The organism is Sphingomonas sp. GW821-FHT10F11 (assembly GCF_058809095.1).
Map to the genome: position 1 here is coordinate 1,088,408 of NZ_JBXASH010000001.1, position 23,449 is coordinate 1,111,856.

General features: G+C 64.8%; 30 protein-coding genes. 2 read left to right on the forward strand and 28 right to left on the reverse strand.

Annotated features, from left to right (window positions below):
• Positions 1-6 precede the first annotated feature (6 nt).
• Together AC1RT8_RS05370 and AC1RT8_RS05375 are read right to left on the reverse strand one after the other, a co-directional pair.
• Positions 7-489, reverse strand: a complete 483-nt coding sequence (locus AC1RT8_RS05370; RefSeq protein ID WP_493074544.1) for an SRPBCC family protein — start codon at positions 487-489, stop codon at positions 7-9.
• A complete protein-coding gene (locus tag AC1RT8_RS05375) occupies positions 486-815 on the reverse strand; it encodes an ArsR/SmtB family transcription factor (protein ID WP_493074545.1) in 330 nt (109 codons plus the stop codon). The genes AC1RT8_RS05370 and AC1RT8_RS05375 overlap by 4 nt, the downstream gene beginning before the upstream one ends.
• Positions 816-1,162: 347 nt before the next feature.
• Here AC1RT8_RS05375 and AC1RT8_RS05380 point away from each other — a divergent pair, with 347 nt between their 5' ends.
• On the forward strand, positions 1,163-1,858 hold the full coding sequence (locus AC1RT8_RS05380; RefSeq protein WP_493074546.1) for an imm11 family protein: 696 nt from the start codon (positions 1,163-1,165) through the stop codon (positions 1,856-1,858).
• Positions 1,859-2,131: 273 nt separating this feature from the next.
• Here the strand turns inward: AC1RT8_RS05380 and AC1RT8_RS05385 are convergent, their stop codons facing one another.
• From AC1RT8_RS05385 to AC1RT8_RS05395, 3 genes are all read right to left on the reverse strand, one after another.
• Entirely contained in the window at positions 2,132-3,409 is a 1,278-nt protein-coding gene (locus AC1RT8_RS05385) for a Xaa-Pro dipeptidase (RefSeq protein ID WP_493074682.1), read from the reverse strand.
• A gap of 224 nt (positions 3,410-3,633) precedes the next feature.
• On the reverse strand, positions 3,634-5,190 hold the full coding sequence (guaA, locus tag AC1RT8_RS05390; protein WP_493074547.1) for a glutamine-hydrolyzing GMP synthase: 1,557 nt from the start codon (positions 5,188-5,190) through the stop codon (positions 3,634-3,636).
• A gap of 49 nt (positions 5,191-5,239) precedes the next feature.
• The gene (locus tag AC1RT8_RS05395) at positions 5,240-5,755 is read right to left on the reverse strand and encodes a hypothetical protein (protein WP_493074548.1); all 516 of its coding nucleotides are present in this window, start codon (positions 5,753-5,755) and stop codon (positions 5,240-5,242) included.
• 106 nt (positions 5,756-5,861) lie between these two features.
• On the opposite strand from AC1RT8_RS05395, the gene AC1RT8_RS05400 reads away from it, so the two are divergent.
• The gene (locus AC1RT8_RS05400; RefSeq protein ID WP_493074549.1) at positions 5,862-6,959 is read left to right on the forward strand and encodes a 50S ribosomal protein L11 methyltransferase; all 1,098 of its coding nucleotides are present in this window, start codon (positions 5,862-5,864) and stop codon (positions 6,957-6,959) included.
• 485 nt (positions 6,960-7,444) lie between these two features.
• Here AC1RT8_RS05400 and AC1RT8_RS05405 read toward each other — a convergent pair whose 3' ends face one another.
• The 23 genes from AC1RT8_RS05405 to rpmC all read right to left on the reverse strand — a co-directional run bounded on the left by AC1RT8_RS05405 (position 7,445) and on the right by rpmC (position 23,449).
• On the reverse strand, positions 7,445-9,577 hold the full coding sequence (locus AC1RT8_RS05405; protein ID WP_493074550.1) for a prolyl oligopeptidase family serine peptidase: 2,133 nt from the start codon (positions 9,575-9,577) through the stop codon (positions 7,445-7,447).
• Positions 9,578-9,674: 97 nt separating this feature from the next.
• The gene (gene rplQ, locus AC1RT8_RS05410; protein WP_493074551.1) at positions 9,675-10,097 is read right to left on the reverse strand and encodes a 50S ribosomal protein L17; all 423 of its coding nucleotides are present in this window, start codon (positions 10,095-10,097) and stop codon (positions 9,675-9,677) included.
• Between the two features lie 194 nt (positions 10,098-10,291).
• Positions 10,292-11,356, reverse strand: coding sequence for a DNA-directed RNA polymerase subunit alpha (locus AC1RT8_RS05415; RefSeq protein WP_372852003.1), 1,065 nt, complete (start codon positions 11,354-11,356; stop codon positions 10,292-10,294).
• Positions 11,357-11,451: 95 nt separating this feature from the next.
• Positions 11,452-11,841 (reverse strand): 30S ribosomal protein S11, encoded by a 390-nt coding sequence (rpsK, locus tag AC1RT8_RS05420; RefSeq protein WP_034161671.1) that lies wholly within the window; start codon positions 11,839-11,841, stop codon positions 11,452-11,454.
• 58 nt (positions 11,842-11,899) lie between these two features.
• Positions 11,900-12,268 (reverse strand): 30S ribosomal protein S13, encoded by a 369-nt coding sequence (gene rpsM / locus AC1RT8_RS05425; protein ID WP_332717555.1) that lies wholly within the window; start codon positions 12,266-12,268, stop codon positions 11,900-11,902.
• Between the two features lie 196 nt (positions 12,269-12,464).
• Entirely contained in the window at positions 12,465-13,175 is a 711-nt protein-coding gene (locus AC1RT8_RS05430; protein WP_493074552.1) for a hypothetical protein, read from the reverse strand.
• 22 nt (positions 13,176-13,197) lie between these two features.
• A complete protein-coding gene (locus tag AC1RT8_RS05435) occupies positions 13,198-14,547 on the reverse strand; it encodes a sensor histidine kinase (protein WP_493074553.1) in 1,350 nt (449 codons plus the stop codon).
• Positions 14,547-15,239 (reverse strand): response regulator transcription factor, encoded by a 693-nt coding sequence (locus AC1RT8_RS05440; protein ID WP_493074554.1) that lies wholly within the window; start codon positions 15,237-15,239, stop codon positions 14,547-14,549. The genes AC1RT8_RS05435 and AC1RT8_RS05440 overlap by 1 nt, the downstream gene beginning before the upstream one ends.
• A gap of 313 nt (positions 15,240-15,552) precedes the next feature.
• Positions 15,553-16,110, reverse strand: a complete 558-nt coding sequence (locus AC1RT8_RS05445; protein WP_493074555.1) for an SRPBCC family protein — start codon at positions 16,108-16,110, stop codon at positions 15,553-15,555.
• Positions 16,111-16,176: 66 nt separating this feature from the next.
• Entirely contained in the window at positions 16,177-16,827 is a 651-nt protein-coding gene (locus AC1RT8_RS05450) for an adenylate kinase (protein WP_493074556.1), read from the reverse strand.
• Positions 16,828-16,858: 31 nt separating this feature from the next.
• Positions 16,859-18,223, reverse strand: a complete 1,365-nt coding sequence (gene secY, locus AC1RT8_RS05455; RefSeq protein WP_493074557.1) for a preprotein translocase subunit SecY — start codon at positions 18,221-18,223, stop codon at positions 16,859-16,861.
• A gap of 188 nt (positions 18,224-18,411) precedes the next feature.
• A complete protein-coding gene (rplO, locus tag AC1RT8_RS05460) occupies positions 18,412-18,954 on the reverse strand; it encodes a 50S ribosomal protein L15 (RefSeq protein WP_493074558.1) in 543 nt (180 codons plus the stop codon).
• Positions 18,955-19,072: 118 nt separating this feature from the next.
• Positions 19,073-19,273, reverse strand: coding sequence for a 50S ribosomal protein L30 (gene rpmD, locus AC1RT8_RS05465; protein WP_372852020.1), 201 nt, complete (start codon positions 19,271-19,273; stop codon positions 19,073-19,075).
• Between the two features lie 5 nt (positions 19,274-19,278).
• On the reverse strand, positions 19,279-20,004 hold the full coding sequence (rpsE, locus tag AC1RT8_RS05470) for a 30S ribosomal protein S5 (protein WP_493074559.1): 726 nt from the start codon (positions 20,002-20,004) through the stop codon (positions 19,279-19,281).
• 2 nt (positions 20,005-20,006) lie between these two features.
• Positions 20,007-20,366 (reverse strand): 50S ribosomal protein L18, encoded by a 360-nt coding sequence (rplR, locus tag AC1RT8_RS05475; protein ID WP_272626180.1) that lies wholly within the window; start codon positions 20,364-20,366, stop codon positions 20,007-20,009.
• Positions 20,366-20,899: a 50S ribosomal protein L6 gene (gene rplF / locus AC1RT8_RS05480; protein WP_493074560.1), complete on the reverse strand. Its 534-nt coding sequence runs from the start codon at positions 20,897-20,899 to the stop codon at positions 20,366-20,368. The genes rplR and rplF overlap by 1 nt, the downstream gene beginning before the upstream one ends.
• On the reverse strand, positions 20,899-21,294 hold the full coding sequence (gene rpsH / locus AC1RT8_RS05485; RefSeq protein WP_272626176.1) for a 30S ribosomal protein S8: 396 nt from the start codon (positions 21,292-21,294) through the stop codon (positions 20,899-20,901). Before rpsH ends, rplF begins: the two co-directional genes overlap by 1 nt.
• A 10-nt stretch (positions 21,295-21,304) precedes the next feature.
• Positions 21,305-21,610: a 30S ribosomal protein S14 gene (gene rpsN / locus AC1RT8_RS05490; RefSeq protein WP_372852027.1), complete on the reverse strand. Its 306-nt coding sequence runs from the start codon at positions 21,608-21,610 to the stop codon at positions 21,305-21,307.
• Position 21,611: 1 nt separating this feature from the next.
• On the reverse strand, positions 21,612-22,169 hold the full coding sequence (gene rplE / locus AC1RT8_RS05495) for a 50S ribosomal protein L5 (protein ID WP_493074683.1): 558 nt from the start codon (positions 22,167-22,169) through the stop codon (positions 21,612-21,614).
• A 31-nt stretch (positions 22,170-22,200) separates the two neighbouring features.
• Complete coding sequence (gene rplX / locus AC1RT8_RS05500; RefSeq protein WP_493074561.1) at positions 22,201-22,518, reverse strand: 50S ribosomal protein L24; 318 nt, start codon at positions 22,516-22,518, stop codon at positions 22,201-22,203.
• Positions 22,518-22,886, reverse strand: coding sequence for a 50S ribosomal protein L14 (gene rplN, locus AC1RT8_RS05505; RefSeq protein ID WP_332716285.1), 369 nt, complete (start codon positions 22,884-22,886; stop codon positions 22,518-22,520). Before rplN ends, rplX begins: the two co-directional genes overlap by 1 nt.
• 60 nt (positions 22,887-22,946) lie before the next feature.
• A complete protein-coding gene (gene rpsQ, locus AC1RT8_RS05510) occupies positions 22,947-23,219 on the reverse strand; it encodes a 30S ribosomal protein S17 (RefSeq protein ID WP_372852031.1) in 273 nt (90 codons plus the stop codon).
• 11 nt (positions 23,220-23,230) lie between these two features.
• Positions 23,231-23,449, reverse strand: a complete 219-nt coding sequence (gene rpmC / locus AC1RT8_RS05515; protein ID WP_465172779.1) for a 50S ribosomal protein L29 — start codon at positions 23,447-23,449, stop codon at positions 23,231-23,233.

Genomic DNA, 23,449 nt, shown 5'->3' on the forward strand with positions numbered 1-23,449 from the left:
GGCCTTTTACGAGTCCAGCTCGCCGGCGACCTTGGCCATGGCCGGCACGACCTTCTTCCAGCCCTGGCTCATATTGGAGAAGGCGCTCTCGTTCTTCGGCAGGTCGAAGCCCGAATGGACCATGCGGACCCGGGTGCCGCCCTCGGCCGGGGTGAGCGTCCAGGTGACGACCGTGTCGAGCGGCGAGCCATAGCCCTTGTTGCCCTCGTGCCCGCCCTTCCAGGCGAAGGAGAGGTGCCGGTTCTCGACAACCTCGAGCACCTGGCAATGGATGACGCCGTCCCATTCGCCCGCCGGGGTGGTCTGGAAGGTGAAGCTGGCGCCCTCGACCGGCTCGAACCCGGCCGGCACCATCAGCCAGCGGCCCATGACAGGGCCGTCGGTCAGCGTCTTCCAGATCGTCTCGGGCGCATGGGGGAAGACCTCGTCGACGACGATGTCACAGGTTTCGGCCCGGGATACCGGGGTCTTCTGGGCAAGCTGGTTCATGGATCGATTTCCTTGAGCAGGGAGCGGAGGTCGACGAAACGGTCGCGCCAGAAGACCCCGTAATGGTCCATCCAGTCGACCAGCGGCGCGAGGCCATCGGGCCGGGCGCGGTAATAGACATTGCGACCCTCGGGTCGCTCGGCGACGAGGCCTGCCTGTTTGAGCGACTTGAGGTGCTGGGAGATGGCGCCCTGGGTCACGCCGCTGCCTTTGGTCAGCTCGGCGACGGTGATCTCCTCGGCGTTGACGACGCGCTCGAAGATGCCGCGCCGCGTCGGATCGGCGAGCGTACGCATGACAGTGGTGATGGCGGTGGCTTCGAGCATGAACGAATCATTAGCGAAGGCTAATGCATTAGTCAATGCTAATGCTTTTCGAGCCCAAAGCGACACGGTGCAGAGCGATTTCAGAAGCGAATGCGATCAAGTCGAATTGTCACCCCGATCGGACGCGTTTTGCGGGCCGCCACGCAGGCGCACCCCGGCCCACTGCCGCTACTGCTAGCAGATGGGCAACTTACATATGAGTTGGGCCGCCGCGGGGATAAGTCGGCGAGCGCTTAGGCGTGGCAACGACCGCTTTCCACCCATTTCCGGTCGGCCCGGCACTGGATCGGCGAGCCAAAAGCGGACTGGCAGGGAGCGACCCCATTGCGGACACCGACAGGCATCGGATGGCCCTCAGCTACACGTTTCTTAAGGTGGCCGTGCGACTTAATCACTCCCTGCACAAAAACGGATTTGGGATGGCTTGGCTCCTTAACTTGCAGCCGGAAGGCTTTGCTGTGGTGCCCGCAGATGTCGACCCGCCGCTGAGTGAACGGGAACTTCCATTACACTGGTATAAGGAACGCGGTCTTCATCACCTTTCTACCGGAATAACCGGCGCTGAGATTCCGGAATCAATATGGCCGAAGCGAGCACGCCTGAAGACCAGCCGCAAAGCGTTGCCGCATATCACTCACTTCTCCAGTTTTCGTGCGTTGAGCGAGACGGCCAAGGAAGTCGTCGAGGAGATCGAGTCAGATGTTCATGATTTCCGTCCGATTGAAGTAATTCAGAAGAATGGGAAGCATTACCCAGAGCCATATTTTTTGCTTAATTGCCGCCACAGATTCGACGATATAGTCATATGGGGGGAGACTACCGCTTATTCGAGATTTTTCGGGGAGTTTCGGGCATTTCGCCGACCATATTCTAGCGAGCAAGTCGTTATTGATGGAGCCAAGGTTCGCAATGCACACTGGTGGATCACATCGCAGATGATAGGCGGCCATGGTCATACTGTCTCAGACGATTTATTTTCCCGGCTGGAGCAGCTTAAACTTCTACGCGGCACAGAACCGTTCCGTCTAATCGAAAAGCTTTGACTCGATGGCTACGGCCGCTTTCCACCCAATAGCGGTCGCGAGGTCATTGCTGAACGAACGGCGGCATACGGGATTGTCTACGGCCCGGGCGAAGATCCGCTTTTAGGCGCCTTGCCGCCTCTCCGATCGGCATGAGAGTTCAAATGGTGATTTCCAGCGCGTTATACCATCGGTGTGTCCGCGAAGGCGGGAGCACTGGGAGGCAGAAGGCGTGCGGCATCGTGGATGCCGGAGCAAGTCCGGCCTGACGGCCAAACCCAATCGTGAATGACGCTAGCGGATCAGCTTGCCGCCCTTCATGACGTGGTCGACCTTTTCGAGGACACCGATATCGGCGAGCGGATCGCCCGTCACCGCGATCATATCGGCATAATGGCCGGGTGAGACGGCGCCGACCTCCGCCGATTTGCCCATCAGCGCGGCAGCGCTGGTCGTTGCCGACTGGATCGCCTGAATCGGCGTCATGCCGAAACGGACCATGTAGCGGAATTGCCGCGCGTTCAGGCCATGCGGATAGACGCCGGCATCGGTGCCATAGGCGATCTTCACGCCGGCACGGACCGCCTTGCGGAACCCTTCGCGCTGGGCGTCGGTGGTTTCAGTGTTCTTGCGCAGGATCTCGGCGGGCCAGCCGTCACGCTTGCCGATCTGGTCGATATAGTCGCCGTTATAGATGTCCATCACGAGCCAAACGCCCCTCGCTTTGGCCAGCGCGATACCCTCATCGTCGATCAGCGAGGCATGTTCGATCGAGCGCACGCCGGCGCGGATCGCCAGCTTGATGCCCTCGGCGCCATGGGCATGGGCGGTGGCGTAGCTGCCGTTGCGGGCGGCCTCGGTCACGGCGGCGCGCATCTCCTCCTCGGTCAGTTCGGGCGCGCCGGGTTCGGTGCCGGCGGCGAGCACGGCGCCGGTCGCGATCAGCTTCAGGAAATCAGCGCCGCCCTGGAACAGGCGGCGCGCCTTGACCGTCATGTCGGCGGGACCGGTGACCACACCCATGCGCATGATCGCGGGGACCTCGACATCGGGCGCCACGCCGGTGACCTCGCCACCGCCGCCCGGCACGGTGAGATAGGCGCCGGCGACGCTCATCCGCGGGCCGTCCACCAGCCCGGTATCGATCGCGTTGCGCAGCGACACGTCGCCGAACGCGCGAAAGGTGCCGACGTCGCGCACGCTGGTGAAGCCGGCGGCGAGCGTGTCGCGGGCATGCTTCGCGCCGAGCAGCGCGATGTCCGCGCCCGAATGGAGCAACGGTTCGGCGACATTGGCCGACTGTTCGGCGTCGGCGAGATGGGTGTGCATGTCGATCAGGCCAGGCAGAACGGTGAACGCGCTCCAGTCGGTCAGCGGCGCGCCCGGCGGGGGCGGCGCCCAGGGCGTCACGGCGGTCACCCGGCCATCGTCGATGCGGATCAGCCGGTCGGCGAGCACAACGCCCTTTTCGGTATCGACCAGCTTTCCGGCGCGGACATACAGCGTTTCCGCCAGCGCGGGCGATGAGGCCAGCGCAGCGATTGCCGCCAACCCGAGGATGCGTGCAATCAGCCTGGACACCGTCATTCCCTCCCGCTCATCATGATCGTTGTCCCCGGTTGTTGGACGATCGTCAAACAGGAAATGGAATCAGGGTTTCGCCGGCTTTGGCTTCAGCGAGGCGGGATAGCTGGGCGACCGCCAGGAAGCGATGAGATGGCGCCCTGCGCCCCTATGCGGCTTGCGCCGTCAAGCGATGAAGCCGCGATCATCCTCCGGATGATCGCGAGTCTTCATCACTCCCACTCGATCGTGCCGGGCGGCTTGGAGGTGTAGTCATAGGTCACCCGGTTGATGCCCTTCACCTCGTTGACGATGCGGGTCGCGACGCGGGGGAGGAAGTCGCCGGGGAACTGGAAGGCGACCGCGGTCATGCCGTCGGTCGAGGTCACTGCCCGCAGCGCCAGTACATTGTCATAGGTGCGGCCGTCGCCCATCACGCCGACGCTGCGCACCGGGAGCAGCACGGCGAAGGCCTGCCAGATCGCGTCGTACAGGCCCGCGGCGCGGATCTCCTCGAGATAGATGGCGTCGGCCTTGCGCAGGATGTCGCAGCGTTCCTTGGTCACCTCGCCGGGGATGCGGATGGCGAGGCCGGGTCCCGGGAACGGGTGCCGGCCGACGAATATCTCGGGCAGGCCGAGTTCGCGGCCGAGCGCGCGGACTTCGTCCTTGAACAGCTCGCGGAGCGGCTCGACCAGCTTCATGTTCATCCGCTCGGGCAGGCCGCCTACATTGTGGTGGCTCTTGATCGTCACCGAAGGCCCGCCGGTGAAGCTGACGCTCTCGATCACGTCCGGGTAGAGTGTGCCCTGGGCGAGGAAATCGGCGCCACCGATCTTGCGCGCTTCCTCCTCGAACAGGTCGATGAACGCACCGCCGATGAACTTGCGCTTCGCCTCGGGGTCAGTGAGGCCGGCGAGGCCGCCGAGGAACTGGCCTTCCGCGTTCACATGGACCAGCGGGATATTGTAATGGTTGCGGAACAGGGTGACGACCTGATCGGCCTCACCCGAGCGCATCAGGCCATGATCGACGAACACGCAGGTGAGCTGCTCGCCGATCGCCTCGTGGATCAGCACCGCGGCCACCGCTGAATCGACGCCGCCCGAGAGGCCGCAGATCACTTTGCCCTTGCCGACCTGCGCGCGGATATCGGCGATCTTGGCGGCGCGGAATTCCGCCATGGTCCATTCGCCGGAAAGGCCGCAGACATGGCGGGCGAAATTGGCGATCAGCTTCGCGCCATCGGGCGTGTGCACCACCTCCGGGTGGAACTGCATCGCGTAATAATGGCGCTCGTCATCGGCGATGATCGCATAGGGCGCGCCCTTGCTCGCGGCGACGGGACGGAAGCCCGGGGCGAGCGCGGTGACCTTGTCGCCATGGCTCATCCAGACCTGGTGGGTCTCGCCTTCGCTCCACAGGCCGTCGAACAGCGCGCAGCTGTCGGTCACCTCGATCACGGCGCTGCCGAACTCACCGCTGTCGCCCAGGGTGACGGTGCCGCCGAGCTGCGCCATCAGCACTTGCTGGCCGTAGCAGATGCCCATGATCGGCAGGCCGCTGTCGATGATCTCCTGCGGGATGCGGGGGCTGCCCGCTTCCAGCACGGAAGCCGGGCTGCCCGACAGGATCACGCCCCTGGGCTGCATCCGGGCAAAGGCCTCGGCGGCGGAATTGAAGGGGGCGATCTCGCTATAGACCCCCGCTTCACGGACGCGGCGGGCGATGAGCTGAGTCACCTGGCTGCCGAAATCGACGATGAGGATCGAGTCGCTGGGCTGTGTCATGCGGCCAGATAGCAGATGCGGCCCGGCGGGGAAGCCCCGGTCGCGGGGTTTAGTTCGCCGCGACCACCGGCCCGTCGATGGTCACCTGCTCGACACCACGCTCGCCGACGCGGCACGTGAAGTCGCGATGCTCGGACGCGGTGTCGCGATAATCCTCGCGCAGGCCGAGCGTGCCGCGAATGATCCAGTCGGACGCGACCGCATCGACGATCGTCACCTTGTCGATCTTGGCGATGCGGGCGTAGCGGCGCCCTTCCGATTCGGCGGAGGAAACGCAGGCGTCGACCGCGGCTTCCTCATCGCTATTCGCAACCGAGACGGTGCGGTTGCCTTCTTCCGGGCCGATGACGGGCGTCGGCTCGACTTCCTCGGGCGCCTTCTTCTTGCCGGCACCCGACAGGATCGCGAACAGGCCGCCGGCAAGCACTGCGCCGAGCAGCACGTCACCGCCGTCGATCCGGTCATTGTTGTTGCGATGACGGTGGCGCTCCGCCTGGGCGGGGACTGAAGTGAGGCTCATCGCCACCAGCGCGGTGGCCGCGACTGCCTTGCCGAAAATCGTCATGTCCCCGTCCCTTTCGATTCGATGTCGTACCGATAGGTGAGTCGTGCTGTCGCGTCGATGAACCGCTTCTTTGGACAGCGGGCGCGCGACGTGCGAGGGGCCGTGGATGACGGATGACGGCAAGCTGGACGACATGGCGCGAGCCGGATTCGAGGATCGGGTCGCGGCAGCGCAGGGCGATGGCCTGCAACTCGCACAACTCGCGGTGACGGCGAGCCGGATCGGCCTGGGTCCGCGCGTCTATGCGCTGGCGCGCGCGGCACAGGCACTGGCGCCCGACGACCCCGATGTCGCGAGCATGACCGGCGAGCTGATCGCGGGTGGAGTGCCCGGCTGGCATTTCTACATGGTGCTCGACGAGGCACGCAACGCCGCGTTCGAGGCAGCAATCAAGCGTGCGGTGACGCCAGACACGCGCGTGCTCGATATCGGCGCGGGGACCGGGCTGCTGGCAATGATGGCAGCCCGGGCCGGGGCGGCATCGGTGACGAGCTGCGAGATGAACCCGGCGATCGCCGATGTGGCGACCGAGATCGTGGCGCTGAACGGCTATACCGATCGAGTGCGCATCCTCTCGGCACCCTCGACCGCGATCGGGCCCGAGGACCTTGGCGGCAAGGCGGCGCTGATCGTCTCGGAAATCGTTTCCAACAACCTGCTGTCCGAAGACGTGCTGCCGACCATGGCGGACGCGGTCGAGCGGCTGCTGGCGCCGGGTGGCAAGATGATCCCCGAGGCCGGGCAGATCGTCGTCTCGCTGGCCGACTGGGACGGTTATGGGCGCGACGGCATGGAGGATGTCGCGGGGTTCGACATGCGGCCGTTCAACCGGCTGGAACAACGGCCGCTCCGGCTGAAGGTGGGGGACCGGGGCATCGAGCTGCGCGGCGATCCGGCCGACCTGTTCGATTTCGATTTCACCACCGGCGGCCCCTGGCCGGACGAACAATGCAGCGTCGATCTGGTCGCGGACGGCAATTATATCAACGGCGTGATCCAGTGGATCCGCCTGAGGGTGGATGCGAAGAGCAGCTACGAGAACCGGCCGAAACCGGAAACCATGTCGAACTGGGCGGCCCTGTTCGTGCCGTTCGGGCGCGAGATCGTGCCGCCGGCGGGCACGATCATCCGCGTCTATGGGTCGCACGACCGGCATAGCGTGCGCATCTGGGTCGACGAGCAGATGATCGGGGCGGATCGCTAGCGCACCGCGTTCCTCGGCCGCATACGTCGCGATCCTTGGCAATCATGTTCCGACAATCAGAAAGAGCGTGCCGGTACAGGTCCGGCGAGGGACGGCGTGCCAGATGCTGGGTCATGATTGAATCGACGCCGGCGAGAATATGCGGGAGATATGGGACACCAAGGATGTCCCATATCTCCCTGTCTCGTGATGTAACTTCTTAACAATAGCCTTATATATCAAATACTTAGTTCAAAACACCTGCTGCCAGATAGCGCGTGATGTGGGACACGCAACAAGCTTTGGGTGACCGGAAAGCTGGCGCAATGCAGCTCAGCAATCTCTTCCTGCTTCCCCGGCGAAGGCCGGGGCCCAGCTGGAATGGCTGTCGTGACGACGCGCAGCTTCCGTTTACGTGCGTCCCCCAACTGGGCCCCGGCCTTCGCCGGGGAAGCGCAGTGGGAGAGGCGGCATACGCGGTCGCGGACAGAACAGCGCTTCCCGCGTTAGCGGAGTGCCTTCACCGTCATGCCGGTCCAGGCCGCGGCGAAGGCCCAGCTGTCGGCGGCCTCGGCAATCACCTTGTCGGTCGGCTTGCCTGAACCGTGCCCCGCGCGCGTTTCGATGCGGATGAGATGGGGCTTCGGCCCGATCTGCGCTGCCTGGAGCGCAGCGGTGTATTTGAAGCTGTGGCCGGGCACGACGCGGTCGTCGGTGTCGGCGGTCGTCACCATGATCGCCGGATAATCCTGCCCCGCCCTGATGTTGTGATAGGGCGAATAGGCGCGGAGCACGCGGAAATCGGCTTCCTTCGAGGGATAGCCATAATCGTCAACCCAGTAGCGGCCGGCGGTGAAGCGATCGAAGCGGAGCATGTCCATCACGCCGACCTGCGGCAGCGCGGCGGCGAACAGGTCCGGCCGCTGATTTACCACGGCGCCGACCAGAAGGCCGCCGTTCGAGCCGCCCTGGATCGCGAGCTTGTCCTTTGAGGTCACGCCCTGCGCGATCAGATCCTCGCCTGCCGCAATGAAGTCATCGAACACATTCTGCTTGTGCGCCAGCCGCCCGCCATCATGCCAGGCCTTACCGTACTCGCCGCCGCCGCGGATATTGGCGACCGCAAGCACCCCGCCCTGCTCCAGCCACGCGATCCGCGTCGCGGAGAAGGCCGGGTTCAGCGAGACGTTGAAGCCGCCATAGGCGTACAGCAATGTCGGCGCCGGGCCGGCCGGCAGGTCCTTGCGGCGGACGATGAACATCGGGACCTTCGTGCCGTCCTTCGACGCGTAGAAGCGCTGTGAGACATCATACAGGCCCGGATCGAACGCGACCTTGGGCTTGGCCCAGGCGGTCGCCGTCCCGGTCTTCAGATCGTAGCGGTAGATGGTGGTGGGCGTCGCGAAGCTGGTGAAGGCGTAGAACAGCTCGTCATCGTCCGCCGCGCCGCTGGTGCCGGCGACGCTGCCGATGCCCGGAAGCGCGACGACGCCGTCGGGCTTGCCGTCCAGGCCGTAGCGCCGCAACTCCGACTTCACATCGACCAGATAGGAGGCGATCAGCTTGCCGCCGACGATTCCGGCGCCCTCGAGCACTGCCTTGTCCTGCGGCACCACCTCATGGATCGCGGGCACCGCCTGGCGCACGTCCATCGAGACGATGCGCAGGCGCGGCGCATCCTTGTTCGTCGTCCAGTAGAAGGTGGAGCCGACATTGCCGGCGAGCGACCATTCATTCTCCAGGCCCTTCACGATCGTGCGTGGCCTGGCCGCCGGATCGGTCAGGTCGAGGACCGTGATTTCGTAGCGATTGTCGGTGCCTTCGGTCGTGGTGATGACCAGCCATTTGCCGTCCTCGGTCACCTGCGCGCTATGCCCGCGCTTCGGCGCGTCGGGCGTGGCGTAGATCAGCCGGTCTGCGGACTGGGCAGTGCCGAGCTTGTGGAAATAGACCTGCTGGTTCTCGTTCAGCGCCTGGAACTTGGCGCCCTCCGCCGGCGCGGCGAAACGCGAATAATAGAAACCCGAGCCGTCCTTCGTCCAGGACAGGTTGGAGAATTTGACCCATTCGACCGTGTCGGCGGCGATCGCACCTGTCGCGACGTCGAGGATCTTCACCGTGCGCCAGTCAGTGCCGCCGTCCTGCACCGAATAGAGGACATGGGTTCCATCCTCGGACGGCACCCACTCGCCCAGCGCGGTCGCGCCGTCCTTCGCCCAGGCGTTCGGATCGATCAGGACCCGGCCGGCGCCATCGAGCGAATCGCGGACATAGAGCACTGCCTGGTTCTGCAGGCCGCCGTTGCGCATGTAGAAATAGCGGCCGCCTTTCTTCACCGGCACGCCGAACCGCTCGTAATCGAGCAATTGCTTCATGCGCGCGGCGAAGATGTCGCGCCCCGGCAGGCTCGCGAGATAGGCGTTGGTCACCTCATTCTCGTCCGCGACCCATTTGGCGACCGCCGCATCGGTGCGCACATCATTCTCGAGCCAGCGATACGGGTCGGCGACCTTCACGCCGAACTGCTCGTCCACCGTGTCGCCACGGGTCGTCTGGGGATAGATCATGCTGGGGGCCTTGGTCTGAGCGGCGGCTGAAGTGGCGAGAAGGAGCAAGATCAGGGGCAAGGCGCGACGCATCAAGGGCTCCGGACAAGAAAAAAGGAGCCGCACCCTATCAGGCGCGACTCCTTTCTCAACTGATCCTCCCCGAGCAAGCTCGGGGAGGAATTAATTATTACGCGGCCTGATCGTAATCCTCGTCACCGAGCACCGGGCCCGAATCCTGGCCCTTGGCACTGACGTCGCGATCGACGAACTCGATGATCGCCATCGGCGACGCGTCCGAAGCGCGGATGCCGGCCTTGATGATGCGGGTATAGCCGCCGTTACGGTCGGCGTAGCGCGACGCCAGGACGTCGAACAGCTTCACCAGCTGCGCATCGTCGAGCAGACGAGCGTGCGCCAGGCGACGGTTCGAAAGGCCGCCCTTCTTGGCGAGCGTGATCAGCTTCTCGACATAGGGGCGAAGTTCCTTCGCCTTGGCGGTCGTCGTCATGATCTGCTCATGCTTGATGAGCGATGCCGACATGTTGCGGAACATGGCGGTGCGGTGGGCCGAGGTCCGCTGAAGCTTACGGCCGCCTACGCGATGGCGCATGGTATCTTTCCTTCGTTCGTTAAGGGGCCGTTTGACGGAACCCCAGACCAGGCAGTGTCAAGGGCCACCGCCAATCGCCCGTCTCTTCGATGCAGCGCCGCGGCAAAGCCGCGTCGTCGGACGGAGCCTTCGGCCCCGCCGACCGGGCCTCGCGATCAATCCGGGATTAGCGCCGCTAATCCCGGACGCGAGGCTCAGCCCATGATCTCTTGTTCGAGCTTCTTGGCCATCTCTTCGATGTTCTCAGGCGGCCAGCCCGGGATTTCCATGCCGAGGCGGAGACCCATGGACGACAGCACTTCCTTGATTTCGTTCAGCGACTTGCGGCCGAAATTCGGGGTGCGCAGCATCTCGGCTTCGGTCTTCTGGACCAGATCGCCGATATAGATGATGTTGTCGTTCTTGAGGCAGTTGGCCGAACGCACCGACAGTTCGAGCTCGTCGACCTTCTTGAGAAGGTAACGATTGATCTGCTGGGTGTCGCCCGAGACCTCGCCGGCCGAAGACGGCGCGGCATGGCCGATCGGAGCCGACGGACGGACCGACGAATCGTCGAAGTGGACGAACAGCGCGAGCTGGTCCTGCAGGATGCGACCGGCATAGCCGACGGCGTCCTCAGGGGTGATCGTGCCATCGGTTTCGATGGTCAGGGTCAGCTTGTCGTAATCGAGCTCCTGCCCGACGCGGGTGTTCTCGACCTTGTACGACACCTGCCGCACCGGCGAGTAGAGCGCGTCGATCGGGATCAGGCCGATCGGGGCATCCGCCGGACGGTTCGCGACCGCGGCGACATAACCCTTACCCACGTCAGCGGTCAGCTCCATGTTGAGCGTCGCGCCTTCGTCGAGATGGCAGATCACGAGATCGGGGTTCATCACCTCGATGTCGCCCGACACCGCGATGTCGCCGGCCTTCACGTCGGCCGGGCCGGTCGCGGAGAGCTGGAGACGCTTCGGGCCTTCGCCCTGCATGCGAAGCGCGATCTGCTTCACGTTCAGGACGATGTCGGTCACGTCTTCACGCACGCCGGCGAGCGACGAGAATTCGTGGAGAACGTTCTCGATCTTGATCGAGGTAACGGCAGCACCCTGAAGCGACGACAGCAGCACGCGGCGCAGCGCGTTGCCGAGCGTGAGGCCGAAGCCACGCTCGAGCGGTTCGGCCACGAAAGTCGCCTTGCGCTTGGGATCACCGCCCGGCTTCTTCTCGAGGCCATTGGGCTTCTTCAGTTCCTGCCAGTTCTTAGCATTGACGGACACGGGCTTCCCCTTGGTTTTGGGCCTGAGCGGGGTAACTCAGACCATGTGGGAATCGTCCGCGCGGCGCGATCAACCGCGCGCGGACGAGACGAAAATCAGACGCGGCGGCGCTTGGAAGGCCGGACGCCGTTATGCGGGATCGAGGTCACGTCGCGGATCGAAGTGATCTGGAAACCAACCGCCTGCAGCGCGCGAAGCGCCGACTCACGGCCCGAACCCGGACCCTTTACTTCCACTTCGAGCGTACGGACGCCGTGCTCGGCGGCCTTCTTGCCGGCGTCCTCGGCTGCGACCTGGGCCGCATACGGGGTCGACTTGCGGCTTCCCTTGAAGCCCATCATGCCGGCCGACGACCACGAGATCGCGTTGCCCTGGGCATCGGTGATCGTGATCATGGTGTTGTTGAAGCTGGCGTTCACGTGCGCGACGCCAGAGGTGATGTTCTTGCGCTCACGCCGCTTAATGCGCTGAGGTTCGCGTGCCATGTTGAAATCCTAACCCTGTAGCTGGAAGGCGAGCCGCCCGAAAGGACGGCTCAGCGCATCACTTCTTCTTGCCGGCGATCGGCTTGGCCTTGCCCTTGCGGGTGCGCGCATTGGTGTGCGTGCGCTGGCCGCGGACCGGAAGGCCCTTGCGATGGCGAAGGCCGCGATAGCAGGCCAGATCCATCAGCCGCTTGATGTTCATCGCGGTGTTGCGGCGGAGATCACCCTCAACGGTGTGATCGGCGTCGATCGTTTCGCGAATCTGCAGCACTTCCTGATCGGTCAGGTCCTGCACGCGGCGCTCGGGGGCGATGCCCAGCTTGGCGGTGATTTCCTTGGCCTTGGTGTCGCCAATGCCGTGGATGTAGGTCAGCGCGATAACAACGCGCTTGTTGGTCGGGATGTTGACACCCGCAATACGAGCCATGAAATTTATTCTCCTGCTCCACAGGGCGTGCATGGCTGCAGCCGCCCCATCTCAACGCGTTGCCATCCGAACGCAAGATAACGGCGTGCGCAAACAAGCGCCGCCGGGACCCGGTGTTTCGGAATGATGGCCAAATAGGTGGGCGAGTCGCCCGTGTCAAGGTCGGCAGCGACCGTTACGGACCCATCGGCCCGGATCACGCGAGAATGTTCACCGCCCTCGCCGCGACCAGCGCGATCGTCAACAGCGAGATCGCGGATTCGATCATCATCAGCATCTTGGCGCGGCGCGACAGCGGCAGCGTGTCGGTCGGTGAGAAGGCGGTCGCGTTGGTGAAGGACAGATAGAGATAGTCGACGAAGCCCGGCGACCAGGTGCAGGGCTCGCGCGGTTCGCCGATGGTCATCTGGGGATAGAGGAAATCGCATTTCTCGGTCTCGATCAGGCCGCGCGCCGCAGGGCCGCCATGATCGATGTTCCAGAACCACAAGGCAAAGACGATCACGTTGGTCGCCCAGATGTTGAGCGCATCGAGCAGCAGGGTCTGGCCGATCTTGGTCGCACTGCCGGCAAGCAGCGCATGGACCAGCGCGATCAGCGCGCCCAGATTGATCACCGTGATCAGCGCGGTCAGGGTCAGTGCGGCGCGACGGATCATCCGTCGCTCCCAGGCGACCTGCAGCCAATGGTGATCGGCCTCCGCGTCGCGGGCATTGGCCTGGGTCCAGGCGGTCGCGGCCGACAGCGGCAGCAGCAGCGCGATTTCCAGGCCGGGCGCCAGCCAGCGCGGCCCGATCGTCAGGTCGTTGAACATGAGCAACTGGAGCCCGGCCACCAGCGCGACCGAGGCGCGGGCGAACCAGAAATCCCAGGCATGCGTGTGGATCGCCTTGAGCGCCCAGTTCATCCCCGCCCCTCTCTCGAAACCGTCACGCCGGCAATACGATCGCCGCGATCAGCCCGGGCGCGTTGTCGCCCAATTCGAGCCGCCCGCCATGAAGTCGCGCGACCGCCTCGATCAGCGACAGGCCAAGGCCGGCGCCCGGCGTGCTGCGCGCATTGTCGAGCCGGCCGAAGCGGCGCAGCGCCTGGTCGCGATCCTCCGCGGCGATGCCGGGGCCGCGATCCTCGACCTGGATGCGGACCTCGCCCCCCTGCCCGGTCAACCGCAAGGTCACCTCGCCACCGTCGGCGCCGTGGCGCAGCGCATTATCGACCAGATTGGCAATCGCCTGGGTGAGCAGCTCGCGGTGGAGGATCAGGCGCGGCGGATGCGTTTCGAGCACCGTCGCGAAATGCAGGCCGGCATCTTCCGCCACGGGCGCGTAAAGCTCGGCGATCTCCTCGATCAGTGCGGCCGGATCGATGCTGGCGAACCGATCGCGCGAAACCGATTCGGACCGGCTGATCTCGATCAGCATGGTCAGCATGCGCATCACCAGATCGGTTTCGGTCAGCAGGCCGGCCAGCGCCGCCTCGCGCTGCGCAGGGTCGGCGAGGAGGACCGCATTCTCGGTCTTGGTCCTGAGCCTGGCGAGCGGCGAGCGCAGGTCGTGCGCCAGGCTGTCGGTGACCACGCGCAGTTCGACCATCAGGCGCTCGACCTTGTCGAGCATCGCGTTGAGGCGGGTGGCGAGCCGGTCGAACGCATCCCCACCGCCCGAGGCATTCGCGACACGGCGTGTCAGGTCGCCACCGGCCACACCCTCGATCACATCCGCGACATTGTTCAAGCGCCGCCCGACATAGCGGGTCACGACCAGCCCCCCCATAATCCCCAGCCCGAGCGACAATAGCATCGCCAGCAGCAGCGCCCGCTCGATCCCGCGCTGCACCTGCTCCCAATCGTCGAGCATCCGCCCGCTGACGAGGCGCAGGGCACCGATCCGGCGCACCGAATAACCGGCATCGCGCAGCGACCAGGGCGGCGATGCGCCGATGCGGCCGATGCGGAAATCGACCGAGCCGGACGGTCCGATGGTCGCGACCGAAGGACCTATGCCCGCGACGCGCCGCCCCCGCGCGTCGATCACCGCGATGATCAGCGACAGATCGCCCGGCGCACGCGCCTCCTCGATCGTCTGGTCGAGCGCGCGCAGGCCCCCGGCGCGCCAGACCGAAACCAGCGCATCGGCCTGCTCGGCGGTGTCGCGGCGAAGCGAATCGATCGCGTCGTCATGTACCTGCCGCCAGATGAAGGTGACCAGGACGAGGTTGGAAACAAGGGCCAGCGCGATCGCGAGCAGCGCGATGCGCGCCGTGACCGACAGCCGCCGCATCAGGCCTCGGCCGACAGCCGATACCCCGCGCCGCGCACCGTATGGAGGATCGGGCTGGCGAAGCCTTCCTCGATCTTGCGCCGCAGCCGGCCGATATGGACATCGACCACGTTCGATCCCGGATCGAAATGATAGTTCCAGATCTTCTCGAGCATCATGGTGCGGGTCACCACCTGCCCGGCATGGCGGGCGAGGAATTCGAGCAGGTTGAACTCGCGCGCGCCCAGCGCGATCGGCCGTCCCTCGCGCGCGACCGTGCGGGCGAGCAGGTCGATCTCCAGGTCGCCGACGACCAGGCGGGTCGTCTGGGTTTCGCCGGCGACGCGATCGGCACGGCGGAGCAGGGCCTCGATCCGCGCTGACAGTTCGGCGAAGGAAAAGGGTTTGACCAGATAATCATCGGCACCGGCGTGCAAGCCATCCACGCGATCGTCGACCGTCGCCAGGGCCGACAGGATCAGGGTTGGGGTGCGGATGCCGGCGGCACGAATCGCGCCGACCATGGCCAGGCCGTTCAACCCGGGCAACATGCGGTCGGCGATGATCAGGTCGAAAATGCCCTCGCTGGCGAGGAACAGGCCGTCGCGCCCGTCGCCACAGGTTTCGACCGCGAAGCCAGCCTCGCCCAGGCCCTTGGCGAGATAGCCAGCGGTGGCGGCGTCGTCTTCGACGATCAGGATCTTGCGGGTCATCGGCGGCATTCCGGGCGGTGCCTTTCTGCCTTTACAGCAAAATTGGCCGGCGGAAAGCGAACCTTCCGCCGGCCACGGCGCCCCCGGGAGTGCGGACGCCGATTCAAGGAGTTTGGTGCCCGGCGCGCTGGGCACGGACCCTGATTAACGGGCCGGCGTGCACGGTCCGATGACGGCGATGTGAAGAATTTGTCATGGAGCGCCGAAGGGTCGGCGGAGAACTCGGGCGGACCGATATTCACGCAGACGATCGTTCCTCTCCAGTGGGAGATGACGAAGGCAGCGCATGTGAATGTCGATCCGCCCTAAGGTCCTATCGCTGCGGCGTCGGAGCGGGCGGCGGCGGGCCCTCGGCGGCGGATTTCAGGTTGAGCACCTGCAGCGCCAGCACTTCGTCGACCTTGGGCGCGAGCGTGTCGGCACCGGCGCGGACATAGCCGCTGACGATATAGCTGAGCGTCAGCCGGGTCGCGTTCGACCCTTCGGGCGCAAGCTTGAAGGTCAGCGTGCCGACCACTGCCTCGGCCTGGAGCGGCCCCAGCGCGCCGGAGAGCCGGATCATCTGGGGCGGCTGGATATAGAGGATGCGGGCATGCTCGACGCTGCCCCGGCGATCAGGGAAACGCTCGCAGAAGCAGCCGGTCGCCTGGCCGTCCATATAGAGATTGGCCGAATCGTCGGTGTAGGTGTGCTCCTTGCTCCACCAGCGTTGCGGCGAGCGCAGCGTATCCCAGACCCGGGCGATCGGCGCGTCGACCGTGACGACCTGGCTGATCTCCATCGTGGTCGGCGTGGCGGAGACGACTTCGGACGCGGCCGGGGCAGCGAGCGACAACGCAAGGGCAGCGCCCAAAAGACCGACAGACTTCATCGACGCGCTCCCCGCTGACCCGTGCGCATCATATGCGCTGCGGGGCGAACGGCAAGCGACGCGGCGTCACCTGCCGTCGAGGATCGCCTCGATCGCCTGGGTCACCTGGTCGATATCGCCCATGCCGTCGACGCGCGCCACCAGGCCGCGGGCCTCGTAGATCGGCAGGATCGGGGCGGTCTTGGCGCGATATTCGGCCATGCGGGTACGCACCGTCTCGGCATTGTCGTCGGGGCGGCGCTTGAACTCGGTCGAGCCGCACACGTCGCACACGCCAGCCACCTTGGGCTGCTTGTAATGGTCGTGATAGCCCTCGCCGCATTTGGCGCAGGTGTAGCGGCCGACGATGCGATCGACGAGCGCGTCCTCGTCGACGCTGAGTTCGATCACATGGTCGAGCGTGCGGCCGCGCGCATCGAGCAACGCATCGAGCTGCTCGGCCTGGGCGGCGGTGCGGGGATAGCCGTCGAAGATCACACCATTGGCGGTATCCGGCATGTCGAGCCGCTCACCGATGATGCCCGAGACGATCTCGTCCGAGACGAGCTCGCCCGCCTCCATCACCGATTTGGCCTTGAGGCCGACCGGGCTGCCCGACTTGACCGCAGCGCGCAGCATGTCGCCGGTCGAGAGCTGGACCATCCCCCGGTCGGCCATCAACCGGCTCGCCTGGGTACCCTTGCCCGCACCCGGCGGACCCAGGAGAATGATATTCAAGGCCGTTCCCCTCACTTCGATGTCACCCCTCTCAGCGGAGGCGGCCACCCTTCAACTTCGCCTTCTTGATCAGATCGCCATATTGATGCGCAAGCAAGTGGCTCTGGATCTGGGTTACCGTATCCATCGTCACGTTGACGACGATCAGCAGGCTGGTGCCGCCGAGATAGAATGGGATGCTCAGCGCCGACACCAGATATTCCGGCAACAGGCAGATGATCGTCAGATAGGCGGCACCGATCACGGTGATACGCGTCAGCACATAATCGAAATAGGTCTCGGTATTCTTGCCGGGACGGATACCCGGGATGAAGCCGCCATAGCGCTTCAGATTGTCCGCCGTCTCCTCGGGATTGAACACCACCGCGGTGTAGAAGAACGAGAAGAAGATGATGCCGGCGCCGTAGAGCGACATGTACACCAGCGATCCGTGCTGGAGATACTGGTTCATGTTGATGATCAGATCGCCCATCCAGCTCTCGCCCGCGACGCGGTTGCCCGCGAACTGGGTGATCGTCAGCGGCATCAGCAGCAGCGACGAGGCGAAGATCGGCGGGATCACGCCGGCGGTGTTGAGCTTCAGCGGCAGATGGCTGCGATCGGCCTGCATCCCTCGTTGGGTCTGTCGCTTTGGATACTGGATCAGGATGCGACGCTGCGCGCGCTCCATGAAGCAGATGAAGAGGACCAGCAGGACCACCGCGACGATGATGCCGATGAAGCGCACCGGATCGAGCGAACCAGAGCGGCCGCCCTCGAACAGATTGTAGAGGGTGCGCGGCAGGCTGGCGACGATGCCGGCCATGATGATCAGCGACATGCCGTTGCCGATGCCGCGGCTGGTGATCTGCTCGCCGATCCACATCAGGAACATGGTGCCGCCGACCAGGCTGATCACCGCGCCGACGCGGAACAGCATGCCGGGTTCGATCACGGCCTGAAGGCCATTGCTGGCGCCGAGCGTCTCGAGCCCGATCGCAATGAACCAGCCCTGCACCGCGGTGAGGCCCACCGTGCCGTAGCGGGTATACTGGTTGAGGCGCTTGCGACCGCTCTCGCCTTCCTTCTTGATCGCGGCGAGCGTCGGCGACAGCGAAGTCGCGAGCTGAACGACGATCGAGGCGGTGATGTAGGGCATCACGCCGAGCGCGATCAGGCTCATCCGGCTGAGCGAACCGCCCGAAAAGGCGTTGAAGAAATCGAGCACGCCGCCCGAAGTGCGCTGCGACAGCTGGGCGAGCACCGACGGATCGATGCCCGGCAGCGGCACATAGCTGAGCATGCGGAAGATGATCAGCGCGCCGATCGTGAACCACAGGCGCTTCTTGAGATCGGTCGCCTGGGAGAATTTCGACAGGCTGATGCCGGAGGCCATCGAGTCGGCTGCGGATGCCATAGTTGTGATCGTCCCAAAAAAACCTGGGGGGAAACAAAAGCGGCGGGAAACGTTTGACCGCCCCGCCGCTCATATAGGGGCCCGATCGGGCTTGTCTAAGGGCTTTGATGCAGGATCTGCGACAACGTCGCGACACCGATCGCAAAAAATCCGCCGCGAAACCCGGCTTGCGCCGGGCCCGCAGGGAATTACGCCTTGAACGAAGCCTTGTGCGCGATGCGCTCGAGACGGGCCACGCCCTTCTTGGCCTTGGCCTTCTCGGCCGCGGGCACGACGACGAGCACGTCGACCTTGCCGCCGGCCTTCTCGACTGCCTCGATCGCGCCCTTCGACGCGCCGGCGACAGTGAAGTTCAGCTTCGCGGTGATCGCGCCCTTGCCGAGCAGGCGGACGCCGTCCTTGCCGCCACGCGCCAGGCCAGCGGCCTTCAGCGTCTCATGGTCGAGCGACGCACCGGCTTCGATCTTGCCGGCATCGACCGCCTTCTGGATCGCACCGAGGTTCACCTCGGCATAATCCTTGGCGAAGATATTGTTGAAGCCGCGCTTCGGCAGACGCATGTGGAGCGGCATCTGGCCGCCTTCGAAGCCGGCGATGGACACGCCCTCACGGCTCTTCTGGCCCTTGATGCCGCGGCCGCCGGTCTTGCCCTTGCCGGAACCGATACCACGGCCGACGCGCATCTTGGATTTGCGCGCACCGGGATTGTCGCGGATGTCGTTCAGTTTCATGTCGTGCACTCGCTTTCGCTTTTGTCGCGCTGATTAAAAAGGCTGGGGGCGGAACACCCGAACCTGCGTTCGAGCCGTTCCGCCCCTCACCCTCCCCTGACGGGGAGGATCATTGAGGTCAACCCTCGACCGATACCATGTGCGCGACCTTGCGGATCATGCCCCGAACCTCGGGGCTGTCCTGCAGTTCGCGCGTCTTGTGCATCTTGTTGAGGCCGAGACCGATCAGCGTCGCGCGCTGATCCTTCTCGCGGCGGATCGGCGAACCCGTCTGGGTCACCTTGATCGTGCCGCCGGCGGCGGCTTGCTTCTTCGCCATCTGTCTTACTCCGCGATCGCTGCGGCGTCGGCCTCGGCGGCCTGCGAGCCACCACGGCCGAGCAGGTCGGCGATCTTCTTGCCGCGACGCTGCGCGACCGACTTCGGGCTGACCTGGGTGGTCAGCGCCTCGAAGGTCGCACGGATCATGTTGTACGGGTTCGACGTGCCGACCGACTTGGTCACCACATCGGCCACGCCCAGGCTCTCGAACACGGCGCGCATCGGGCCGCCCGCGATGATGCCGGTGCCCTGCGGCGCCGAACGCACGGTCACGAGGCCGGCGCCGAAATGGCCCTTGCCGTCATGATGCAGCGTGCGACCCTCGCGGAGCGGAACGCGGACCATGGCCTTCTTGGCGGCAGCCGTCGCCTTGGAAATGGCTTCCGGCACTTCTCGCGCCTTGCCATGACCGAAGCCGACCCGGCCCTTGCCGTCGCCGACGACGACGAGTGCCGCAAAGCCGAAGCGCTTGCCGCCCTTCACCGTCTTCGAGACGCGGTTGATGTGGACCAGCTTCTCGATCAGCTCTTCGCCGCCATCGTCGCTGCCCGGACCACCGCGACGATCGTCGCGACGACCGCGGTTGCCGTCACGGCCGCCACGATTCTGGCCACCGCCACCGGGGCCGCCACGGCCACGGCCGCCACGCGGACCACGGCCCTGCGGCGCGTCCTGCGGGGCACCTTCAGCGCCGGCAACGACTTCCGTCGGGTTGATTTCGTCGGCCATTCTTAGAACTCCAATCCGGCTTCACGCGCGGCTTCCGCCAACGCCTTCACGCGACCGTGGAACAGGAAGCCTCCGCGGTCGAACACGACCTTGGTGACGCCTGCCTGCTTCGCCGCTTCGGCGACGCGCTTGCCGACCAGGACGGCTGCATCGATGTTCGCGCCGGACGTGCCGCGCACGTCCTTCTCCAGGGTGGAGGCGGCAGCGACCGTCTTGCCCTGGGCGTCGTCGATCACCTGAGCATAGATGTGCTTGCCCGAACGGTGCACCGACAGCCGCGGACGGCCGGCAGCACGACCGCGGAGCGCGGTGCGGTTGCGAAGGCGACGCTTCGCAAAGAGGGAGAGACCTTTGGTGCTCATTACTTCTTTTTCCCTTCCTTGCGGAAGATGAACTCGCCGTCGTACTTGATGCCCTTGCCCTTATAGGGCTCCGGCTTACGCCACTGACGGATCTCCGCGGCCAGCTGCCCGACCTTCTGCTTGTCGGACCCCGAAATCTCGACGGTCGTGTTGTCCGGCGTCTTCACCTCGATGCCTTCCGGCACGTCGATGTTGACGTCGTGGCTGTAGCCGAGCTTCAGGTTCAACACCCGGCCCTTGGCGTCCGCACGATAGCCCACGCCGTTGATCAGCAGCTTCTTGGTGAAGCCGTCCGACACCCCGGTGATCAGGTTTTGCACCAGGGTACGCTGCATGCCCCAAAAGGCGCGGGCGCGCTTGGTGTCGTTGGCCGGGTTCACCGAGATCCCGCCGTCCTCGAGGACGTAGGTGATCTCTTCGCGCAGCGGCATCGACAAGGTGCCCTTGGGTCCCTTGACGCTCAGCTGCTGGCCTTCGATCGTCGCGGTCGTACCGCTCGGGATCGCGACCGGCTTTTTACCGATGCGGCTCATCAGAATACCTCCGCCAGCACTTCGCCGCCGACATTCTGCTCGCGCGCTTCCGCGTCGGACAGAACGCCGCGAGGCGTCGAGACGATCGTGATGCCCAGGCCATTCATGACGCGGGGCAGCTCGGTCGCGCCCGAATAGACGCGGCGACCGGGCTTCGAGACGCGCGCAACATGCTTAATCGCAGGCTGGCCCTCGAAATATTTCAGCTCGATACGGATGCCCTTTGCGGGACCCATCTCTTCTTCGCTGTAGCCACGGATATAGCCCTCGCGCTGAAGCACGTCGAGCACGCGGGCCCGCAGCTTGGACGCGGGCGACAGGACGGAGTCCTTGCGCGCGCGCTGGCCGTTGCGGATGCGGGTGAGCATATCACCCAGGGGATCGGTCAATGCCATCTCGTGATCCTTACCAGCTCGACTTCGTAACGCCCGGGATCAGGCCCTTGTTGGCCAGATCGCGCAGCTGAATACGGCAGAGGCGGAACTTGCGGTAATAGGCGCGGGGACGACCCGTCACCTCGCACCGGTTGCGGATGCGCGTCGGGTTACCGTTGCGCGGGATTTCCGCCATCTTCAGGCGAGCGATCAGGCGATCGCCGTCATCGAGCGAATTGTCCGCCGCGATCGCCTTCAGCTTCGCATAGGCGCCGGCGTACTTCTTCACCAGCAGCTTGCGACGCTCGTTCTTGTTCACAGAACTCTTCTTAGCCATCTTATGCCGCCTTCTTTTCGTCGCTGGCTTCGATCGGGAACGGGAAGCCGAACAGACGGAGCAGCTCGCGCGCTTCGTCGTCGGTCCTCGCCGTGGTCGTTACGATCACGTCCATGCCGCGGATCTTGTCGACCTTGTCGTAGCTGATTTCCGGGAAGATCAGCTGCTCCTTCAGACCGCAGGCATAGTTGCCGCGACCATCGAAGCTCTTCGGGTTCAGCCCGCGGAAATCGCGAACGCGCGGCAGCGCGATCGTGATGAAGCGGTCGAGGAACTCGTACATGCGCTCGCGGCGAAGGGTGACCTTCACGCCGATCGGCATGCCTTCACGCAGCTTGAACTGCGCGATCGACTTCTTCGCCTTGGTGACGACGGGCTTCTGACCAGCGATCAGCTCCATCTCACCAGCGGCCTGCTCGACCTTCTTCTTGTCCTGCGTCGCTTCGCCAACGCCCATGTTCAGGACGATCTTGTCGAGGCGCGGGACCTCCATCACGTTCTTGTAACCGAACTTCTCGGTCATCGCCTTGACGATGCGATCGTCATAGATCGCCTTCATCCGCGGCTTGTGCGCCGCCTTCTGATTTGCATCAGCCACTGATCGTCTCCCCGGACTTCACGGCCACGCGGACCTTCTTGCCGTCCTTGGTTTCAAAACGAACGCGCGTCGGCTTGCCGTCGGCGGTCACGTGAGCGACCTTCGAGGCGTACAGCGGCGCTTCCGAGCGGACCAGGCCGCCCTGGGGGTCGCCCTGGCTCGGCTTGGTGTGACGGACCGCGATGTTCACGCCCGACACGATGACCTTGCCGTCCTTCGGCATGGCCTGGGTCACTTCACCGGTCTTGCCCTTGTCCTTGCCGGACAGGACGATGACTCGGTCACCCTTCTTGATCTTCGCAGCGGCCATTACAGAACCTCCGGCGCCAGGCTGATGATCTTCATGTGCTTGCGGGCACGCAGTTCGCGCACGACCGGGCCAAAGATACGGGTGCCGATCGGCTCCTCGTTCTTGTTGACCAGCACGGCCGCGTTCGAATCGAAGCGGATCACGGTGCCATCGGCCCGGCGAATGTCCTTCGCCGTACGCACGATGACGGCACGGTGCACGTCGCCCTTCTTCACGCGGGCACGGGGTGCCGCTTCCTTGATGCTGACGACGATGATGTCGCCAACGCCTGCCGTCCGGCGCTTGGATCCGCCAAGCACCTTGATGCACTGCACCCGCTTCGCGCCGCTGTTGTCAGCGACCTCGAGATTGGACTGCATCTGGATCATCGATCCGGTTCCTTCTCACATGGGGTCCGATTCCGACCGGGCCCCGCCTAAAACTCGGCCTCAGCCGTCGATGGTTGCCCGCTCGGGGGTCGCGTGGGTGTTGACCCGCTCGATCACCTTCCAGGTCTTCAGCTTGGAGATCGGCGCGGTCTCTTCGATCCGCACGGTTTCGCCCTGCTTGAACTCGTTGCCCTCATCATGGGCGTGGTACTTCTTCGTACGGCGGATGATCTTGCCGTAGAGCGGGTGCTTCACCTTACGCTCAACGTTCACCACAACCGTCTTGTCGGTCTTGTCCGAGACGATCACCCCGGTCAGCACGCGCTTCGGCATGTCGGTCTTCCTTACTTGGCTTCGGCCGAGCGCACGCGCTGGCTCTGCAGGGTCTTGATGCGAGCGATGTCGCGGCGGACCTCACGCACCCGGCTCGGCTTTTCGAGCTGGTTCGTGGCTGCCTGGAAACGGAGGTTGAACGCCTCGCGCTTCAGGTTGCCCAGCTCCTCGTCGAGCTGGTCTTCGGTCTTCGCCTTGAGGTCGGAGCGACGGGTGTCGATCTTGCTCAT

Excerpts from the sequence above, each read along its gene's own strand:
- AC1RT8_RS05370 (WP_493074544.1), bottom strand. The coding sequence starts at position 489 with ATGAACCAGCTTGCCCAGAAGACCCCGGTATCCCGGGCCGAAACCTGT.
- AC1RT8_RS05375 (WP_493074545.1), bottom strand. The coding sequence starts at position 815 with ATGCTCGAAGCCACCGCCATCACCACTGTCATGCGTACGCTCGCCGAT.
- AC1RT8_RS05380 (WP_493074546.1), top strand. The coding sequence starts at position 1,163 with ATGGCCCTCAGCTACACGTTTCTTAAGGTGGCCGTGCGACTTAATCAC.
- guaA (WP_493074547.1), bottom strand. The coding sequence starts at position 5,190 with ATGACACAGCCCAGCGACTCGATCCTCATCGTCGATTTCGGCAGCCAG.
- AC1RT8_RS05395 (WP_493074548.1), bottom strand. The coding sequence starts at position 5,755 with ATGACGATTTTCGGCAAGGCAGTCGCGGCCACCGCGCTGGTGGCGATG.
- AC1RT8_RS05400 (WP_493074549.1), top strand. The coding sequence starts at position 5,862 with ATGACGGATGACGGCAAGCTGGACGACATGGCGCGAGCCGGATTCGAG.
- AC1RT8_RS05405 (WP_493074550.1), bottom strand. The coding sequence starts at position 9,577 with ATGCGTCGCGCCTTGCCCCTGATCTTGCTCCTTCTCGCCACTTCAGCC.
- rplQ (WP_493074551.1), bottom strand. The coding sequence starts at position 10,097 with ATGCGCCATCGCGTAGGCGGCCGTAAGCTTCAGCGGACCTCGGCCCAC.
- rpsK (WP_034161671.1), bottom strand. The coding sequence starts at position 11,841 with ATGGCACGCGAACCTCAGCGCATTAAGCGGCGTGAGCGCAAGAACATC.
- rpsM (WP_332717555.1), bottom strand. The coding sequence starts at position 12,268 with ATGGCTCGTATTGCGGGTGTCAACATCCCGACCAACAAGCGCGTTGTT.
- AC1RT8_RS05430 (WP_493074552.1), bottom strand. The coding sequence starts at position 13,175 with ATGAACTGGGCGCTCAAGGCGATCCACACGCATGCCTGGGATTTCTGG.
- AC1RT8_RS05435 (WP_493074553.1), bottom strand. The coding sequence starts at position 14,547 with ATGCGGCGGCTGTCGGTCACGGCGCGCATCGCGCTGCTCGCGATCGCG.
- AC1RT8_RS05440 (WP_493074554.1), bottom strand. The coding sequence starts at position 15,239 with ATGACCCGCAAGATCCTGATCGTCGAAGACGACGCCGCCACCGCTGGC.
- AC1RT8_RS05445 (WP_493074555.1), bottom strand. The coding sequence starts at position 16,110 with ATGAAGTCTGTCGGTCTTTTGGGCGCTGCCCTTGCGTTGTCGCTCGCT.
- secY (WP_493074557.1), bottom strand. The coding sequence starts at position 18,223 with ATGGCATCCGCAGCCGACTCGATGGCCTCCGGCATCAGCCTGTCGAAA.
- rplO (WP_493074558.1), bottom strand. The coding sequence starts at position 18,954 with ATGAAACTGAACGACATCCGCGACAATCCCGGTGCGCGCAAATCCAAG.
- rpmD (WP_372852020.1), bottom strand. The coding sequence starts at position 19,273 with ATGGCGAAGAAGCAAGCCGCCGCCGGCGGCACGATCAAGGTGACCCAG.
- rpsE (WP_493074559.1), bottom strand. The coding sequence starts at position 20,004 with ATGGCCGACGAAATCAACCCGACGGAAGTCGTTGCCGGCGCTGAAGGT.
- rplR (WP_272626180.1), bottom strand. The coding sequence starts at position 20,366 with ATGAGCACCAAAGGTCTCTCCCTCTTTGCGAAGCGTCGCCTTCGCAAC.
- rplF (WP_493074560.1), bottom strand. The coding sequence starts at position 20,899 with ATGAGCCGCATCGGTAAAAAGCCGGTCGCGATCCCGAGCGGTACGACC.
- rpsH (WP_272626176.1), bottom strand. The coding sequence starts at position 21,294 with ATGGCATTGACCGATCCCCTGGGTGATATGCTCACCCGCATCCGCAAC.
- rpsN (WP_372852027.1), bottom strand. The coding sequence starts at position 21,610 with ATGGCTAAGAAGAGTTCTGTGAACAAGAACGAGCGTCGCAAGCTGCTG.
- rplE (WP_493074683.1), bottom strand. The coding sequence starts at position 22,169 with ATGAAGGCGATCTATGACGATCGCATCGTCAAGGCGATGACCGAGAAG.
- rplX (WP_493074561.1), bottom strand. The coding sequence starts at position 22,518 with ATGGCCGCTGCGAAGATCAAGAAGGGTGACCGAGTCATCGTCCTGTCC.
- rplN (WP_332716285.1), bottom strand. The coding sequence starts at position 22,886 with ATGATCCAGATGCAGTCCAATCTCGAGGTCGCTGACAACAGCGGCGCG.
- rpsQ (WP_372852031.1), bottom strand. The coding sequence starts at position 23,219 with ATGCCGAAGCGCGTGCTGACCGGGGTGATCGTCTCGGACAAGACCGAC.
- rpmC (WP_465172779.1), bottom strand. The coding sequence starts at position 23,449 with ATGAGCAAGATCGACACCCGTCGCTCCGACCTCAAGGCGAAGACCGAA.